Annotated in this window: 13 protein-coding genes; all 13 read left to right on the top strand. The window is 61.0% G+C overall.

The features are described 5' to 3' along the window. Position 1: 1 nt before the first annotated feature. On the top strand, positions 2-817 hold the full coding sequence (locus J7400_RS03595; protein WP_209060253.1) for an ABC transporter permease: 816 nt from the start codon (positions 2-4) through the stop codon (positions 815-817). Next, positions 814-2415 (top strand): dipeptide ABC transporter ATP-binding protein, encoded by a 1602-nt coding sequence (locus tag J7400_RS03590; RefSeq protein ID WP_209059460.1) that lies wholly within the window; start codon positions 814-816, stop codon positions 2413-2415. Before J7400_RS03595 ends, J7400_RS03590 begins: the two co-directional genes overlap by 4 nt. Beyond that, complete coding sequence (locus J7400_RS03585) at positions 2412-3284, top strand: alpha/beta fold hydrolase (protein WP_209059457.1); 873 nt, start codon at positions 2412-2414, stop codon at positions 3282-3284. Before J7400_RS03590 ends, J7400_RS03585 begins: the two co-directional genes overlap by 4 nt. Then, positions 3281-4726 carry an aldehyde dehydrogenase family protein gene (locus J7400_RS03580; RefSeq protein ID WP_209059452.1) on the top strand — a complete coding sequence of 482 codons (1446 nt, stop codon included), beginning with the start codon at positions 3281-3283 and terminating at the stop codon, positions 4724-4726. The genes J7400_RS03585 and J7400_RS03580 overlap by 4 nt, the downstream gene beginning before the upstream one ends. A 74-nt stretch (positions 4727-4800) precedes the next feature. Then, positions 4801-5544, top strand: coding sequence for an SDR family oxidoreductase (locus J7400_RS03575; protein WP_209059447.1), 744 nt, complete (start codon positions 4801-4803; stop codon positions 5542-5544). 156 nt (positions 5545-5700) lie between these two features. Beyond that, positions 5701-6285: an ANTAR domain-containing protein gene (locus J7400_RS03570; RefSeq protein ID WP_209059445.1), complete on the top strand. Its 585-nt coding sequence runs from the start codon at positions 5701-5703 to the stop codon at positions 6283-6285. Then, positions 6282-7457 (top strand): ABC transporter substrate-binding protein, encoded by a 1176-nt coding sequence (locus J7400_RS03565; RefSeq protein ID WP_209059443.1) that lies wholly within the window; start codon positions 6282-6284, stop codon positions 7455-7457. The genes J7400_RS03570 and J7400_RS03565 overlap by 4 nt, the downstream gene beginning before the upstream one ends. 261 nt (positions 7458-7718) lie before the next feature. Beyond that, a complete protein-coding gene (locus J7400_RS03560) occupies positions 7719-9083 on the top strand; it encodes a CmpA/NrtA family ABC transporter substrate-binding protein (RefSeq protein WP_209059440.1) in 1365 nt (454 codons plus the stop codon). 189 nt (positions 9084-9272) lie between these two features. Next, positions 9273-10355, top strand: coding sequence for an ABC transporter permease (locus J7400_RS03555; protein ID WP_209059436.1), 1083 nt, complete (start codon positions 9273-9275; stop codon positions 10353-10355). Between the two features lie 10 nt (positions 10356-10365). Then, positions 10366-12045, top strand: a complete 1680-nt coding sequence (locus tag J7400_RS03550) for an ABC transporter ATP-binding protein (protein WP_209059422.1) — start codon at positions 10366-10368, stop codon at positions 12043-12045. Between the two features lie 2 nt (positions 12046-12047). Continuing rightward, the gene (nirB, locus tag J7400_RS03545) at positions 12048-14492 is read left to right on the top strand and encodes a nitrite reductase large subunit NirB (protein WP_209059419.1); all 2445 of its coding nucleotides are present in this window, start codon (positions 12048-12050) and stop codon (positions 14490-14492) included. After that, positions 14489-14824: a nitrite reductase small subunit NirD gene (nirD, locus tag J7400_RS03540; protein WP_209059416.1), complete on the top strand. Its 336-nt coding sequence runs from the start codon at positions 14489-14491 to the stop codon at positions 14822-14824. The genes nirB and nirD overlap by 4 nt, the downstream gene beginning before the upstream one ends. After that, on the top strand, positions 14821-17445 hold the full coding sequence (locus J7400_RS03535) for a nitrate reductase (protein ID WP_209059414.1): 2625 nt from the start codon (positions 14821-14823) through the stop codon (positions 17443-17445). The genes nirD and J7400_RS03535 overlap by 4 nt, the downstream gene beginning before the upstream one ends. Positions 17446-17531: the final 86 nt, after the last annotated feature.

Raw genomic sequence — 17531 nt, 5'->3', positions numbered from 1 at the left:
CCTGTCGCGCAACATCCTCCTTGGCGGTCTGCTCTGCCTGATCGTGGTCAGCGCCGCGCTCATAAGCTTTGTCTGGACGCCTTATGACATCACCACGATGGACATCCCCAACAAGCTGCAAACGCCCAGCGCTTTGCATTGGTTTGGCACCGACCACTTCGGCCGCGACATCTTTTCAATGATCATGGTCGGCGCACGCACCTCGCTCGCCGTGGCGCTGGTGGCGGTGGGCATCGGCATGGGACTTGGCGTACCGCTTGGCCTCTGGGCCGCCGCGCGGCAAGGTGGCTGGGCTGATGAGCTGATCATGCGCGGCAACGATCTGATCTTTGCCTTCCCCAGCCTCGTGATCGCCATCCTGATCACCGCCATCTTGGGCCCCGGCGCAGTCAACGCGATCCTCGCCATCGGCATCTTCAACGTGCCGGTCTTTGCCCGCCTCACCCGCGCCGGTGCGCTGCCGCTCTGGCAACGCGACTTCATCCTCGCCGCCCGCGTCGCCGGCAAATCCCGCGCCCACATCAGCGTCGAGCACATCCTGCCCAATGTCGCCAACCTCCTGATCGTGCAGGGCACCATCCAGTTCTCTCTCGGCATCCTTGCAGAGGCAGGCCTCAGCTACGTCGGCCTTGGCGCACAGCCGCCCACCCCCTCATGGGGCCGCATGCTCGCAGACGCGCAAACCATGGTCTCCTTCGCCCCCCACCTCGCGCTCATCCCCGGCCTCGCCATCATCAGCGCAGTGCTGGGCCTCAACCTCTTGGGCGACGGGCTGCGCGACTGGCTTGACCCCAAAATCCGCGTGGTGCGCACATGACCCTGCTTTCTGTGCAAAACCTCTCCCTCACCATCGGCTCCGTCCCGATCCTGCACGATGTCACCTTCTCCATCGCCCCGGGCGAAATCCTCGCGGTCACCGGCGAAAGCGGCTCCGGCAAATCCATGACAGCCCTCGCGGTGATGCAGCTCCTGCCCGACACCGCCGAAACCCGCGGCCACATCCTGCTCAACGACACCGATCTGCTGACCCAGTCCGAATTCGACCTATGCACCATGCGCGGCAATGACATTGGCATGGTGTTTCAGGAGCCGATGACCGCGCTGAACCCGCTGCAAACCATTGGCACGCAGGTGGCAGAGACCATCCGCATCCACACCGGCGCGCCCAAGGCCGAGGCCATGGCGCAAGCCGCCGCCATGCTCACCCGTGTGGGCCTACCCCAAGACCGCTTCCCCCTCAGCCGCTACCCGCATGAGCTGTCCGGCGGCCAGCGTCAGCGCGTGGTCATCGCCATGGCCATCGCCCGCCGCCCGCGCCTTCTGATCGCTGATGAGCCGACCACCGCGCTCGACGTCACCACCCAGGCCCGCATCCTCGATTTGCTCAAAGATCTCGTTGCCGAGTTTGACATGGGCCTTCTTATGATCACCCACGACCTCGCCGTGGTCGCCGATATGGCTGATCGCATCGTGGTCATGCGCAAAGGTGAAATCGCCGAACAAGGCGCCACCAAACAGCTGCTCGCCAATATGCAGCACCCCTATACCCGCGCGCTCTTTGAGGCCTCAGGCCACACCGTCGATCTGCCAACGCCGCAGGACACGCCTGCCCCGATCCTCACGGTGCAAAACGCCGTCCGGGATTACGCCCTGCCGCGCACCCAACTCTTTGCACCACGCGCCTTTCACCGCGCCGTCAACGATGTGTCCTTCACCATTCACCAAGGTGAACGTGTCGGGCTGGTCGGCGAGTCCGGTTGCGGAAAATCGACCCTAACACGGGCCATTCTGGGGCTGGAGCCGGTGCAAAGCGGCCAGATCACCGCCTTTGACCATCCGGTCGGCGCAGCCATGCCAGCCGCGCTGCGCCTCAAAACGCAGGTGGTGTTCCAAGACCCCTATAGCAGCTTCAACCCGCGCCACCGCGTTGCCCGCATCCTGACAGAACCCTTCCATCTGGTGCAAAACCCACCCAAAGGCGCCGCCCTGCAGAGCCTCATCGGCGAGGTCCTTACCGATGTCGGCCTCACGCCTCAGGACGCGCAAAAATACATCCACGAGTTCTCCGGCGGCCAGCGCCAGCGCATCGCCATCGCCCGCGCGCTCATCACCCGCCCCGAACTGATCATCTTTGACGAAGCGGTCTCTGCACTGGATGTATCCATCCGCGCGCAAATTCTCGACCTGATCGCCGATCTCTCCCGCCGCCACAGCCTCGCCTATCTCTTCATCTCTCACGACCTTTCTGTGGTGCGCACCGTCACAGACCGCGTGCTGGTCATGCAAAACGGTGAAATCGTCGAAGAAGGCGCGACCGAAGCGGTCTTTGCCACCCCGCAGCACAGCTACACCCAAAACCTGATCGCCGCCGCCCCTGTCCTGCCCAAACTCGCCATAGAGGAGGTCCCTGCATGAGGCTTCTGATCAACGGCGTGCGCCTGTTTGTGGATTTTGACGGGCCGGAATGGGTCGCAGACGGCCCTACGCTGCGGCAGAAACCCACGCTGATCCTGCTGCACGGCGGCCCCGGCGCGGATCACTCGATCTTTAAGCCCCATTACGCCGCCGCACTCTCTGACCTCTGCCACATCCTCTATCTCGACCACCGCGGCAATGGCCGCTCTGACGATGGCGATCCCGCGCTCTGGACGCTGGATCAATGGGCCGACGATCTCGCCACGCTCTGTGATGCGCTGGAGATCACCGCTCCGATCCTCTACGGCGGCAGCTTTGGCGGCTTTGTCGCGCAGGCCTTTGCCACCAAATACCCCGATCGCCTCGCGGGCCTCATTCTGTCCAACACCACCGCAAAGGTCGATTTCCCCACGATTTACAACGCCTTTGGCCACTTGGTCGGCCCGGAAGCTCAAGCGGCTGCGCAAAACTACTGGGGCAACCCCACATCCGTCTCCCGCGCCACCTACGGCCGGATCTGCGTCCCCCACTACACACAACGCGCGATAGAGCCCGACTTCTGGTCCCGCGTGCTGATGAAAGACCCGGTCGCCCTGCATTTCAACGGCCCCACCAATGAAATGGGCCGCTTTGATTTCCGCGCCGCGCTCGCCAAGATCACCTGCCCCAGCCTGATCATCAGCGGCGACAAAGATCCGATCATGCCCAGCGCCTTTTCCGAAACCCTAACCGCCGCGCTCACCCACAGCGACTCGGCCCACCATTGCCTGCCAAACTGCGGCCACCTGCCGGAGTTTGACGCCCCTGACACCTATTTCAACCTCTTGCGAAATTTCCTCCAACGCATTCCCTCAAAGGATACTAAATGACTTCCGATCTCTGGTTTGACCCGTCCAAATGCCTCATCGGCGGCACATGGCAACCAGCCCTCTCCGGCGGCACATTGGCGCTGACCAACCCCTCAGACGGCAGCCCGCTGGCCACCATCGCGCGCGGTGCCAAGGCAGACATCGACGCTGCCGTGGCCGCCGCACAGGCCGCGCGCAACAGCGACTGGGGCCGCGCCACCGCTGTGGAGCGCGGGCGCATCCTCACCCGCATCGGCCAGCTTGTGATGGAGCATGCTGAAACCCTCGCCCGGCTTGAGGCGCAGGACGTGGGCAAACCGCTCACACAGGCGCGCAACGATGTCACCGCATTGGCGCGCTACATGGAGTTCTACGGCGGCGCAGCCGATAAGGTGCATGGCGAAACCATCCCCTATCTGGATGGCTACACCGTCTACACCCTGCGCGAGCCCTTTGGCGTGACCGGCCACATCGTGCCGTGGAACTACCCGATGCAGATCATTGGCCGCTCGGTCGGGGCCGCGCTCGCCATGGGCAACGCCTGTGTTCTCAAACCCGCCGAAGAAGCCTGCCTCACCGCGCTGGCCTTTGCCGATCTGGCACAACAGGCGGGCCTGCCCGACGGCGCGCTCAATGTGGTGCCGGGTCTTGGGGCCGAAGCCGGGGCCGCGCTCGCCGCCCATCCGGAGGTGAACCACATCTCCTTCACCGGCTCGGTGAACACCGGCCGCCTTGTGCAGGCCGCTGCCGCGGAAAACGTCGTGCCGGTCACACTGGAACTTGGCGGCAAATCCCCACAGCTGGTCTTTGCGGATGCCGATCTCGATGCCGCCCTGCCCTTCCTTGTGAACGCAGGCATCCAAAACGCGGGCCAGACCTGCTCCGCCTCCTCCCGCATTCTGGTGGAGCGCAGCATCTATGAAGAGGTCAAAACCCGCATGTCTGAGGCCTACAAAACGATGCGCGCCGCGCCTGCCATGGAGGATGCGACCCTCGGCCCGCTGATCTCCGCCCGGCAAAAAGACATCGTGTCAGACTTCCTCACCAAAGGCGCGGACCTGACCATCGCCGCCCAGGGCGAAATCGCCACCGACGCCCCCGGACACTACGTGCCCCCCACGCTTTTTGCCGATGTGCCCCCCGATCACAGCCTCGCACAGGAGGAAATCTTCGGCCCCGTTCAGGTGCTCATCCCCTTTGACAGCGAAGATGAGGCGCTCGCCATCGCCAACAGCACAAACTATGGCCTCGTCGCCTCGGTCTGGTCCCAGAACGGCGCGCGTCAGATGCGTCTCGCCAAACAGCTCAACGCCGGTCAGGTCTTCCTCAACAACTACGGCGCGGGCGGCGGGGTAGAGCTGCCCTTCGGCGGCACCGGCCACTCCGGCCACGGCCGCGAAAAAGGCTTTGAAGCCCTCTTCCACTTCTCTCAGCTCAAAACCGTGGCCGCTCTGCACGGCTAGGCTTCTCATTCTTCAAATATCCCCGCCGGAGGCATTTCTCTCTTTGCCCCGGCCCAGATAAAAAGGACCAACACATGCGCCTTCACAACAAAACCGCCATCATCACCGGAGGCGCCCAGGGCTTTGGCGCGGGCATCGTCGACAAATTCCTCGCTGAAGGCGCCAAGGTGCTGGTGGCCGACATCAACGGCGACGCCGCCAGTGCCAAAGCCGCCGAGCATGAAAACGCCACCCCCTGCACCGTGGATGTGGCCGATGCCAGCAGCGTTCAGGACATGATCGACACCGCGCTTGACGCGTGGGGGCAGATCGACATTCTGGTGAACAACGCCGGTGTCACCCATCTGCCCGCCCCGATGGAAACCGTCACGGAGAGCGATTTTGACCGTGTATTCGCTGTGAACTGCAAATCCATCTACCTGATCGCTCAGGCGCTCATCCCCCATATGAAGTCCCGCAACGCAGGCGCGATCCTCAACATCTCCTCCACCGCAGGCCTCTCTCCGCGCCCTAACCTCAACTGGTACAACGCCTCCAAAGGCTGGGTGAACACCGCCACCAAAGCCATGGCCGTAGAGCTCGCCCCCCATGGCATCCGCGTCAATGCGCTCAACCCGGTGGCAGGCGAAACCCCGCTCCTGAAGTCCTTCATGGGCGAGGACACGCCGGAAATTCGCGCCAAATTCCTCGCCACCATCCCGCTCGGCCGCTTCTCCCAACCCGAAGACATGGGCAACGCCGCCGCCTTCCTCTGCTCTGATGAAGCTTCCATGATCACCGGCACGCTGATGGAGGTCGACGGCGGGCGCTGCATCTAAAGCGCCCAACAAAACATCAAAGCACTCCAATTACGCCCAAAAACCAAGCAGCACACTGCGTCACACCCGCCGCGCAGGCCTCCCCTGCGTGGCCCTTCGCTGCACTGCGGCACTATCACGGGGCAACCGCCACAGCCGCCCCGGAAACAGCCACCCGTGACAGCCAAGCTCACCATCCTCGTCGTGGAGCCCGACAAACATCGGGCCGAAGCCATCATCGACAGCCTGACCGAGACCGGAGACCACCACATCCGGGTGCTCTCCGAATCCACCGGTCTGGCCCGCTCTGTGGCCGAGCTGAACCCCGATCTTGTGCTGGTGGATGTGGCCAATCCCAGCCGCGATGCGATTGACGCGCTCACCCTGGCCTCCTCGCCGCTGGAGCGCCCGGTGGCAATGTTTGTGGACCGCTCAGACGACAGCCTGACAAAGGCGGCCATCGAGGCGGGCGTGTCGGCCTATGTTGTGGACGGCATGCACCCCGATCGCGTCAAACCGGTGCTCGATGCCGCCATCGCCCGGTTTCACATGTTTGCCCGCATGCGCAACGAGCTCGCCGCCACCAAACGCGCGCTTGAGGAACGCAAGATCATCGACCGCGCCAAAGGCATTCTGATGCGTGCGCGTGGCCTGCCGGAAGAAGAAGCCTACGCCCTCATCCGCAAAACCGCCATGAGCCAGGGCAAGAAAATTGTCGATGTCGCCCAGGCCCTTGTGACCGCATCGGAGCTTCTGTCATGAGAACCCTGCCGCTCTCTGTGGGCTTCATGCCGCTGGTCGATGCCGCCCCTCTGATTGTCGCCCATGAGCTGGGCTTTGCTGAAGAAGAAGGCCTCGCGCTCAATCTGCAAAGCGCGCCAAGCTGGTCCACCCTGCGCGACCGGCTGGTGCTCGGACAGATCGAAGCCGCCCATATGTTGGCGCCGGTGCCTGTGGCCATGGCGTTGGGTTTGGGCGGTGTCCCCACCAAGCTCGACGCGCTCTGCGTGCTTTCGGTCAACGGCAATTCCATCGGGATTTCCAACGGCTTGGCCGCCGAGCTCTCTGCCAAACATCCCCTGCCCGATTTTCTGGACGCCACTTTGGCCGGTCAGGCGCTGGCCAATCTGGGCCGCACCCTGCGCGTCGGCGTGCCCTTCCCGTTTTCCATGCACGCAGAACTTCTGCACTACTGGCTGGCCAGCTCCGGCCTCAACACGCCCGAGGCGCTCGACATGCGCATCATCGCGCCGCCGCTGATGGCCCAAGCCATCGCCGCGGACGAGATCGACGCCTTCTGCGTGGGCGAGCCTTGGGGCTCCATCACCGTGGAACAGGGCGGCGGGCGGCTTTTGCTCGCAGGGGCCGCGATCTGGAATTTCACCCCGGAGAAAGTGCTCGCCGTGCGCCGCGATTGGGCGCAGGCGGAGGATGATCTCACCGGGCGCCTGATGCGCGCGGTCTGGAAGGCGGGCCGCTGGCTGGCGGATCCGGCGAAACGCTCCACCGCCTCAGACATCCTCGCATGGCCAGAATATCTCGACGTCTCCGCCGAAATTCTCGACCGCGCGCTCAGCGGCCAGATGCTCACCCACCAAAGCGCGGCCAACCACTGCGTGCCGCGTATGCTGGAGTTCTTTGACAGCGCCGCCACCTTCCCATGGAAAAGTCAGGCCGCCTGGATCGGCACCCGCATGGCCGCCCGCTTCGGGCTGGACCGCGCCCAATCCGCCGCCACCGCCGCCTCGGTCTTCCGCTCCGATCTCTACCGCCGCCACCTCGCCCCCTTGGGCGCTGTACTGCCTGCGGCCTCTGAGAAATGCGAAGGCGCGCTGGCGCATCCAACAGCGATGAAGGCCACCAATGGGCCGCTCACCCTTGGGCCGGATCGCTTCTTTGACGGGCGCATCTTCGACCCCGCCCACCCTGAGTGATTAAAAAATAGGCAATCACCCCGCGTCATGCGGCGACGCAGCAAGAAACCGGCGATTCGCGCTTGAGCCAACGCACCGTGATCCGCCAAATGGTCTCAAGACGGAACAAGGGCGTTCCGTAAAATCAGCCCCCGAAGCCGGGGACACTCTGAGCAAAGCCGCTCGACCTGACACCGCACTTCCTCCCGCGGTCTCTTGGTCAGCGGCTTTTTTCGTTCCCCGCCCATCTCCTCCAACAGGGCAAACAAAAGGACAGTCTAGATGAAACGCATTGCCTCCATCCTCGCGGCCACGACCATGTTCGTGACCCCGGCCATGGCCGAACTGGAACTTGAGAAAGATGAGCTGACGTTCGGCTTCATCAAACTCACCGACATGGCGCCGCTCGCCGTGGCCTATGAGCAGGGCTACTTCGATGACGAAGGCCTGTTTGTCACGCTGGAAGCACAGGCAAACTGGAAAGTTCTTCTGGACGGTGTGATCGACGGTCAGCTGGACGGCGCGCATATGCTCGCAGGTCAGCCGCTTGCCGCCACCATCGGTTACGGCACCGAGGCCCATATCATCACCCCCTTCTCCATGGATCTGAACGGCAACGGCATCACCGTCTCCAACCAGATCTGGGAAGAAATGAAACCACACGTGCCGCTGATGGACGATGGCCGCCCACAGCACCCGATCTCCGCGGCTTCGCTGAAGCCGGTGGTCGAGAAATACACCTCTGAAGGCAAGCCGTTCAACATGGGCATGGTGTTCCCGGTCTCCACCCACAACTACGAACTGCGCTACTGGCTCGCCGCCGGTGGTCTGGAGCCAGGCTACTATTCTCCTGAAAACATCACCGGCCAGATCGGCGCGGATGTTCTGCTCTCCGTGACCCCACCGCCTCAGATGCCGGCCACCATGGAAGCGGGCACCATCTACGGCTACTGCGTGGGCGAGCCTTGGAACCAGCAGGCCGTCTTCAAAGGCATCGGCGTGCCTGTGATCACCGACTACGAACTCTGGAAGAACAACCCGGAGAAAGTCTTCGGTCTGAACGCCGAGTTTGCCGAGAAATATCCAAACACCACGCTGGCCGTGACCAAGGCTTTGATCCGCGCCGCGATGTGGCTCGATGAAAACGACAACGCCAACCGCGAAGAGGCGGTGCGCATCCTCAGCCAGCCGGAATATGTGGGCGCGGATTACGACGTGATCGCCAACTCCATGACCGGCACCTTCGAGTACGAGAAGGGCGACAAGCGCGACGTGCCGGACTTCAACGTGTTCTTCCGCTACAACGCGACCTACCCGTTCTACTCCGACGCAGTCTGGTATCTGACCCAGATGCGCCGCTGGGGCCAGATTGCAGAGGCCAAGCCGGACAGCTGGTATGACGAAGTGGCGAAGTCTGTCTACAAGCCTGCGATCTACCTCGAAGCCGCCCGCCTGCTGGTGGATGAAGGTCTCGCCAACGAAGCGGACTTCCCATGGGACAGCGACGGCTACAAAGCGCCGACCCCGGCTGAGGACATCATCGACGGCATCACCTATGACGGCCGCGCCCCGAACGCTTACCTCGACAGCCTGCCCATCGGTCTGAAAGGCGACCAGCGCGTCGTCGGCACCGAAGTACAGGGCTGATCGGCTCCGTCGCCGGAAGGATCGCTCCCCTTTCCGGCGACGCAACGCACGGGCGATTAAGTTTTGCCCGTGCCGCGTTTTTCCACCTACGCGAAACAGTCGCGATACCGACGCAATACCGACGTGCCATTTCGCCGTTAACCATTCACGCAACAGCGCCCCAAGCCACTCAAAGCCACGGACATATCCATGACCACAATCGACCCCCAATCCATTGCTGAGGAAGACCGCGAAGCCAAGCGCGCCCGTCTCTTCACCCGCATCAACAAGGCCGACGCTTGGTTCCAAGTCCTCGGCCTGAGCTTCATCACCCCGATCCTGAAAGCCGCCGCAGGCGACAACCCAAAGGCCCAAGCCACTGAAATATGGCGCCTTTTGGGCGTACCGCTGCTCGCCATCTGCGTCTTTCTTGTGCTCTGGGGCAACCTCGCCCCCAAAGTGCAAACCTCCCTCGGCGCGGTGCCCGGCCCCAAAGAAGTCTGGACCGAAGCCGTCAATCTGCACGAAGACGCACAGGCCAAGGCCGCCAAAGAAGCGAAATTCATGGAGCGCGTCGAGAAGCGCAACGCCAAGTTCATCGCAGCCGGTCAGCCGGAAAAAGTCAAAGATATCAAGTACACAGGTAGCCCCAGCTACTACGATCAAATCTGGACTTCGATCAAAACGGTGTTCTTTGGCTTCCTGATCGGCTCCGCCATTGCGATCCCTCTGGGCATCATGGCGGGCCTCTCGCTCTACGCCAACGCCGCCATCAACCCGCTGATCCAGATCTTCAAACCCGTCTCTCCACTCGCATGGCTACCCATCGTGACCATGGTGGTCTCCGCCACCTACACCGTGGATGACGGCCTGTTTTCCAAGAGCTTCCTGACCTCCGCGATCACCGTAACCCTTTGTTCTCTCTGGCCAACTCTTATCAACACCTCTCTGGGGGTGGCCTCCATCGACAAGGATCTGGTGAACGTCTCCAAGGTTCTGAAGATGAACACATGGACCAAAATCACCAAGCTGGTGCTGCCGTCTGCCCTGCCTCTGATCTTCACCGGCCTGCGCCTGTCGCTCGGTGTTGGCTGGATGGTTCTGATCGCCGCAGAGATGCTCGCCCAGAACCCGGGTCTCGGCAAATTTGTCTGGGATGAATTCCAGAACGGCTCCTCCAGCTCACTCGCCAAAATCATGGTCGCCGTCTTCACCATCGGCATCATCGGCTTCCTGCTCGACCGCCTGATGTACGCGATCCAGTCGCTCTTCACCTTCAGCGCAAACCGGTGAGGTCAAACAGATGAGTGTTCTGAAATTTGAAAGTGTTTCCAAGAGCTTCGGGGAAGGCACCCACACCACCCACGTGCTCAAGGACATCAATCTGGAAGTGCAGGAGGGCGAGTTCCTCGTTCTCCTGGGCTTCTCCGGCTCCGGCAAAACCACGCTGATCAACCTCATGGCAGGCCTTGAGATGCCCACCAAAGGCACCGTCAGCTTCAAGGACAAACCGATCGCAGGCCCCGGCCCGGAACGTGGCGTGATCTTCCAAAGCTATTCCCTGATGCCCTGGCTCACCGTGAACGGCAACGTCCGCCTCGCACTGGACAGCGTCTTCCCGAAAATGCCCAAGGCAGAAAAGGAAGAGAAGGTCGCGCATTACGTCAACATGGTGGGCCTCAGCCACGCCACCGCACGGCGCCCGGCAGAGCTCTCTGGCGGCATGCGCCAACGCGTGAACGTGGCCCGCGCATTGGCCATGAACCCCGAAGTTTTGCTTCTGGATGAACCCCTTAGCGCGCTAGACGCCCTCACCCGCGCCAATCTGGCAGATGAGATCGAAGCCATCTGGGACGCTGAGAAAAAGACCTGCGTGCTGATCACCAACGATGTGGACGAAGCCATCATTCTGGCCGACCGCATCATCGCGCTGAACCCTGACGGCACGCTGGGCCGCGAGTTCAAGGTGAACATCGAGCGCCGCCGCGACCGGATGGAAATGAACCACCACGAGGGCTTCAAAAAGCTGCGCGCCGAGGTGACGAAATACCTGATGGACGTGGGCATCGAGGCCAAGGCCGAAGGCTCCAGAGTGCTGCCTGACGTCACCCCGATCCACGGCGTGCCTGCGGCGGTCAAAGATGCCCAAAGGGGTATGATCGACCACAACTTCCTCGACTTCTCCCAACTGCATAAAATCTACCCCACACCCAAAGGTCCACTGACCGTGGTGGAGGATTTTGACCTTAAAATTCAACGCGGTGAGTTCATTTCGCTGATCGGCCACTCCGGCTGTGGCAAGTCCACAGTACTGACCATGGCCGCCGGTCTGAACGCCATTTCCAAAGGCGGTATCCGTCTGGATGGCCGCCATGTTGAAGGTGCAGATCCGGAACGCGCGGTGGTGTTCCAATCCCCCAACCTCTTCCCTTGGCTCTCCGCCAAAGAGAACGTCGCGATTGGCGTGGATAAGGTCTACCCCAAGGCATGTCAGGGCGAACGTCAGGACGTGGTAGAATACTATCTGGAGCGTGTCGGTCTGGCTGACGCCATGGACCGCCCGGCGCATTCCATGTCCAACGGTATGAAACAACGCGTCGGCATCGCCCGCGCCTTTGCTCTTTCGCCAAAACTGCTGCTTCTGGATGAGCCTTTCGGAATGCTTGACAGCCTCACCCGCTGGGAGCTGCAGGAGGTCCTGATGGAAGTCTGGGACCGCACCAAGGTGACTGCCATCTGCGTGACCCATGATGTGGACGAAGCCATCCTTCTGGCGGACCGCGTGGTGATGATGACCAACGGCCCACAGGCCACCATCGGCAAAATCGTCGATGTGGATCTGCCCCGCCCGCGCAGCCGTCAGGCGCTGCTCGAGCATCCAGACTATTACCGTTATCGCCAGGACGTTCTTGATTTCCTTGAGGAATATGAACACGGCGCGAAGCCAAAGCCCAAAGTTGCCAAAGCCATCGCTGCGGAGTGAATATGACACAGAAACTTATCATCATCGGTGCAGGCATGGCCGCGGGCCGCGCGCTTGAGCACCTGTTTGAACAAGCGCCGGACGCCTATGACGTCACCTTGTTCAACGCCGAACCACGCGGAACCTACAACCGCATCATGCTCTCTCCTGTCCTGTCCGGAGACAAGAGCTTTGAGGAAATCGTCACCCATACTGCCGAGTGGTATGAGGAAAACGGTGTGGCCTGCCGCTTTGGCGAGAAGGTTGTGAACATCGACCGCGCAGCCCAAACCGTGACCTCAGACACTGGCGATGTGCTGTCTTATGACAAGCTGGTCATCGCCACTGGTTCGAACCCGTTCATCATCCCGCTCCCCGGTCATGATCTGGACGGCGTGATTGCCTACCGCGATCTGGAAGACACCAACGCCATGATCGCCCTGGGCGAAAAGCCAGGCGCCAAAGCCGTGGTGATCGGTGGCGGTCTGCTGGGCCTTGAAGCCGCGGCTGGCCTTGCGCTGCGCGGCGTGGATGTAACCGTCGTGCACATCATGGGCCACCTGATGGAACGCCAGCTTGATGAGGCGGCAGGTTATCTGCTGCGCAAGGCGCTCGTGGACAAAGGCATCACCGTCAAATGCTCTGCCAACTCCAAGGAAATCCTTGGCGAAAACGGCAAAGTCAAAGCGCTGCTGCTGGATGATGGCACAGAATTGCCCTGTGATCTTCTGGTGATGGCGGTGGGCATCCGCCCCTCCGTCGCATTGGCAACTGACGCCGGTCTTGCTACCGGACGTGGCATCCACGTGGATGATCAGATGATCACCTCCGACGAGAATATTCTCTCGCTTGGTGAATGTGTTGAGCACAACGGCGATGTCTTTGGCCTCGTAGCGCCGATCTTCGATCAGGCCAAAGTACTTGCAAAAACACTGCTCGGTGAAGAGGCCTCCTTTGTGAACAAAGAGGTGGCAACCAAGCTTAAGGTGACCGGCTGTGATCTCTTCTCCGCCGGTGATTTTGCCGATGGCGAGGGGCGCGAAGACATCGTGTTCCGTGATCCGGCCCGCGGCGTCTACAAACGTCTGGTGATTGAAGAAAACCGCATCGTTGGCGCGGTGATGTACGGCGATACGGCAGACGGAAACTGGTTCTTCGGGCTGATCAAAGACCGCGAAGACATTTCTGAGATGCGCGACACGTTGATCTTTGGCCCAGCCTATCAGGGGGGCGACTCCCTGGACCCTATGGCGGCCGTTGCAGCCTTACCGGCTGACGCAGAAATCTGCGGCTGCAACGGCGTATGTAAAGGTCAGATCGTGGACGCCATCGACAATGGCGCGACCACTTTGGAAGACGTTCGATCAGTGACAAAGGCCTCCGGGTCCTGCGGAACCTGCACGGGTCTTGTGGAGCAAGTGCTTTCGGTCACTCTGGGTGATGATTTTGTCATGCCAACTGCCAAATCGGTATGCGGCTGCACCGACCTCACCCACGAGGATGTGCGCCGTCTGATCAAGTCCCGCGAGTTGAAATCCCAGCCGGCTGTCTGGCAGGAACTGGGGTGGAGCACGCCAAACGGCTGCCACGTGTGCCGTCCGGCAATCAACTACTACCTTCTGGCGGATTGGCCGCTGGACTATGCGGACGATCCACAAAGCCGCTTTGTGAACGAGCGTAATCACGCCAACATTCAGAAAGATGGCACTTATTCGGTTGTGCCGCGCATGTGGGGCGGGATCACCACCCCAGACGAGCTGCGCGCGATTGCAGACGCAGCGGATAAGTTTGACGTGCCAACGGTCAAAGTCACAGGTGGCCAGCGCATCGACCTGCTTGGCGTGAAGAAAGAAGACCTGCCCGCAATCTGGTTTGATCTTAACCAAGCGGGGCTGGTCTCCGGACATGCCTACTCCAAAGGCCTGCGTACGGTGAAAACCTGCGTCGGCACCGACCACTGCCGCTTTGGCACACAGGACAGCACAGGGCTTGGCATCAAACTGGAAAAGCACCTCTGGGGATCTTGGACGCCGCATAAGCTCAAGCTCGCCGTCTCTGGCTGCCCGCGCAACTGCGCGGAGGCGACCTGCAAGGACATTGGCGTGATTTGTGTGGACTCCGGCTATGAGGTCTCCGTTGCCGGTGCTGCAGGCATGGAAGTGAAAGAGACCCAACTGCTTTGCAAGGTGGCTTCCGAGGAAGACGCCATCGAGGTGATCTCTGCCATGACGCAGATCTACCGCGAGAACGCCAAGTATCTGGACCGTATCTGGAAATGGGTCGACAAGGTTGGGCTTGATTGGGTCAAAGAGCAGATTGTGGATGATCTGGAGAACCGAAAGGCGCTGGCCGAACGGTTCGAGATTTCCCAATCCGTCTACCGCACCGACCCGTGGGCAGAACATGCGCGTGAGAAGGCGGAAACCTATCAACCGATTGCAAACCTGACACTGGAGGCTGCGGAATGAGCTGGATCGACATTTGTGACGTGACCGACATTCCCTTGCGCGGGGCACGCATTGTTAAAACGGCCGTGGGCTGTGTTGCGGTGTTCCGAACCGATGAGGCTGAAGTCTTCGCCACCTCCGATCGCTGCCCACACAAAGGCGGTCCATTGTCGGAAGGCATCGTGCACGGCAAGAAGGTCACATGCCCGCTACACAACTGGGTCTTCTCCTTGGAAACCGGTGAAGCGCAGGGGGCAGACGAAGGTCAGATCGCCACCTATGCAACGCAGGTTGTTGATGGACGTGTCTTGCTGGATGCCAGCGCGCTGACAACAGGTGTGGCTGCGGAATGAGCCACACTGTCTGCACCACCTGCCCTTACTGCGGCACAGGCTGCGGGGTCTTGGCGACACCAACGGAGGATGGGGCGCTCACGGTCAAGGGTGACCCTGAGCATCCCGCCAATTTCGGCCGTTTGTGCTCAAAGGGCTCCGCCTTGGGAGAAACCGCTTCCAACCAAGGGAGGCTGCTGACGCCCCTGATCGACAAAGAGGCGGCAAGCTGGGACAGCGCACTGGATCTTATCGCAGAGAAATTCCGCAAAACCATCGCCGAGCACGGACCCGACTCCGTGGCGTTTTATGTCTCAGGACAATTGCTGACCGAAGATTACTACGTCGCCAACAAACTCATCAAAGGCTACATGGGGACGGCCAATATCGACACGAATTCGCGGCTCTGCATGGCCTCGACCGTGGCAGGCCATAAGCGCGCGTTTGGCACAGACACCGTTCCTGGTACTTATGAGGACCTGGAGCTGGCGGATCTGATTATTCTGACCGGCTCCAACCTGGCATGGTGTCACCCGGTTCTCTACCAACGGATTGCGGCCGCGAAGGCAGAACGCCCCGAGATGAAAGTGGTGGTGGTCGATCCGCGTCGGACAGCCACCTGTGACATTGCCGATCTGCATCTTGCCTTGCGCCCTGGCACAGACGTAGCCCTGTTTAACCACCTTCTTCAGAAATCCTACGAACAGGGTGTGGTAGACACGTCGTTCGTTGGGCAGCACGTTGCTGGCTTTGACAAAGCACTGGATGCGGCGAGCGGTTCATCTGTTGAGGCAACAGGCCTGTCTGCGCATGACATTGAAACCTTCGTCAAGCTCTGGCTGACAACCGAAAAAACCGTCACCGTCTTTAGCCAGGGCGTCAATCAATCAGATCACGGTACCGACAAGGTCAATGCGATCCTGAACTGCCACCTTGCCACCGGACGCATTGGTAAAGCTGGCATGGGGCCGCTTTCTGTCACCGGGCAGCCCAATGCCATGGGCGGGCGCGAAGTGGGTGGTTTGGCAAACATGCTCGCGGCCCATCTCGACATCGAAAACCCCGATCATCGCGCAGCCGTACAAAGCTTTTGGCAGTCGCCGACACTTCCGGAAAAAGCTGGCCTTAAGGCCGTCGATCTGTTCCGCGCGATTGGCGAGGGCAAGGTGAAGGCTCTCTGGGTGATGTGCACAAATCCCGCCGTCAGCATGCCTGATGCCAAAGCGGTGCGCACAGCCATTGCCGGATGCGACTTTGTTGTGGTCTCCGATATGTTTGGCGACACCGACACCGCCGAGCTGGCAGATGTGGTGCTTCCCGCGACAGGATGGGGCGAAAAGGACGGTACTGTCACCAACTCCGATCGCACAATCAGCCGCCAACGCGGCTTTCTGCCACCTGCGGGAGAATCCCGCCATGATTGGCAGGCAATCTGCGGCGTGGCCCAACGCATGGGGTTTGCCGAGGCGTTCAATTTTGAAACACCGGCGCAAATCTTCCGCGAACACGCCGCCCTATCAGGGGTTGCCGCGGCACAAGACAAAGACTTCGACATCTCTGGTTTCGCGGATTTGTCCGACGCAGGCTACAACGCGCTGCAGCCCACGCGCTGGCCATATCCGGCAGATAAGACGTCTTCAGAGCGCATGTTTGAAGATGGTGGCTTCTTCACCCCGACGCGGCGCGCCAATATGCTCGCTGTCGCGCAACCGGCTTCGCAAGAGCCATCAAAGGACGCACCATTCCGGCTCAATACCGGCCGCATTCGCGATCAGTGGCACACTATGACCCGTACAGCGCGGGCGTCGCGCCTGAACCAGCACTATGGCGAGCCGTTTCTGGAGATACATCCTGAAGATGCGCTTGCGCTTGGTTTGAGGGCTGCGGATTTGGCCAAGGTTAGCAATGAACACGGACACTCCATACTGCGCGTTTTGATCACGGATCGTGTGGCAAAAGGCGATGTATTTGCACCGATACATTGGACCGCCACAACCGCGCCAAGCGGGCGCATTTCTGATGTTGTGACGCCCAAAACAGATCCGTTTTCCGGGCAGCCCGACAGCAAAGCCGCCAAAGTGGCCATTCATCCCTTCGCGCCCAAATGGCATGGGTTTGCGGTGTCTCAGCGCGAGCTTGAGCCAAATTCAAACTATTGGGCGAAATCGCGCGTCGAGGCAGGCTGGCAATATGAGCTGGCGCATCAAGACACACCAGAGTGCTGGGAAAGCTACGCCCGTGCGTTTTTTGAGGCACCGGATGCGGAAATCTCCAGCGTTTTGGACACATCCCGTGTTTCAGCACGCTTAGCGCTTCACAAAGATGGCGTCTTGATCGGCGCTTTGTTTGTAAGTGACCGCCCGGTTTCGGTCTCCCGAGGCTTCGCAGGAAGTCAGCTGGGCACCTCAAGCGAAACTGTGTTGCTTGGTCGACCAAGCGCGGGACAACCCGATCCCGGCCCAACCGTTTGTGCGTGTTTCAGCGTCGGGGTGAACACCATTCTGAGCGCGATCGAAACGCAAAACCTGATGTCGGTCGACGCGATTGGTGCAGCGCTTTCGGCGGGCACAAACTGCGGTTCGTGCAAGCCGGAACTCGCCGCGCTGCTGCAATCGGCCCAACGGAGTGTGGCGGCGGAGTAGCCACCTTCGCGCGCCAAAAATCCACGATCTGCGGTCAACTCGAAAGGCGTTGATCGCAGGCTTTGTGGCTACAAAGCAACACTTCA

This window comes from Shimia sp. R9_2 (genome assembly GCF_017743735.1).
In the GTDB taxonomy this organism is placed as follows: Bacteria; Pseudomonadota; Alphaproteobacteria; order Rhodobacterales; family Rhodobacteraceae; genus Shimia.
Note: the sequence above shows the minus strand (reverse complement) of the source record. Positions and strands in the feature narration are given on the sequence as shown.

Bases quoted from the DNA above. Each gene is read 5' to 3' on its own strand.
- J7400_RS03555 (WP_209059436.1), top strand. From the start codon at position 9,273: ATGACCACAATCGACCCCCAATCCATTGCTGAGGAAGACCGCGAAGCC.
- J7400_RS03585 (WP_209059457.1), top strand. From the start codon at position 2,412: ATGAGGCTTCTGATCAACGGCGTGCGCCTGTTTGTGGATTTTGACGGG.
- nirB (WP_209059419.1), top strand. From the start codon at position 12,048: ATGACACAGAAACTTATCATCATCGGTGCAGGCATGGCCGCGGGCCGC.
- J7400_RS03575 (WP_209059447.1), top strand. From the start codon at position 4,801: ATGCGCCTTCACAACAAAACCGCCATCATCACCGGAGGCGCCCAGGGC.
- nirD (WP_209059416.1), top strand. From the start codon at position 14,489: ATGAGCTGGATCGACATTTGTGACGTGACCGACATTCCCTTGCGCGGG.
- J7400_RS03550 (WP_209059422.1), top strand. From the start codon at position 10,366: ATGAGTGTTCTGAAATTTGAAAGTGTTTCCAAGAGCTTCGGGGAAGGC.
- J7400_RS03590 (WP_209059460.1), top strand. From the start codon at position 814: ATGACCCTGCTTTCTGTGCAAAACCTCTCCCTCACCATCGGCTCCGTC.
- J7400_RS03535 (WP_209059414.1), top strand. From the start codon at position 14,821: ATGAGCCACACTGTCTGCACCACCTGCCCTTACTGCGGCACAGGCTGC.
- J7400_RS03580 (WP_209059452.1), top strand. From the start codon at position 3,281: ATGACTTCCGATCTCTGGTTTGACCCGTCCAAATGCCTCATCGGCGGC.
- J7400_RS03560 (WP_209059440.1), top strand. From the start codon at position 7,719: ATGAAACGCATTGCCTCCATCCTCGCGGCCACGACCATGTTCGTGACC.
- J7400_RS03565 (WP_209059443.1), top strand. From the start codon at position 6,282: ATGAGAACCCTGCCGCTCTCTGTGGGCTTCATGCCGCTGGTCGATGCC.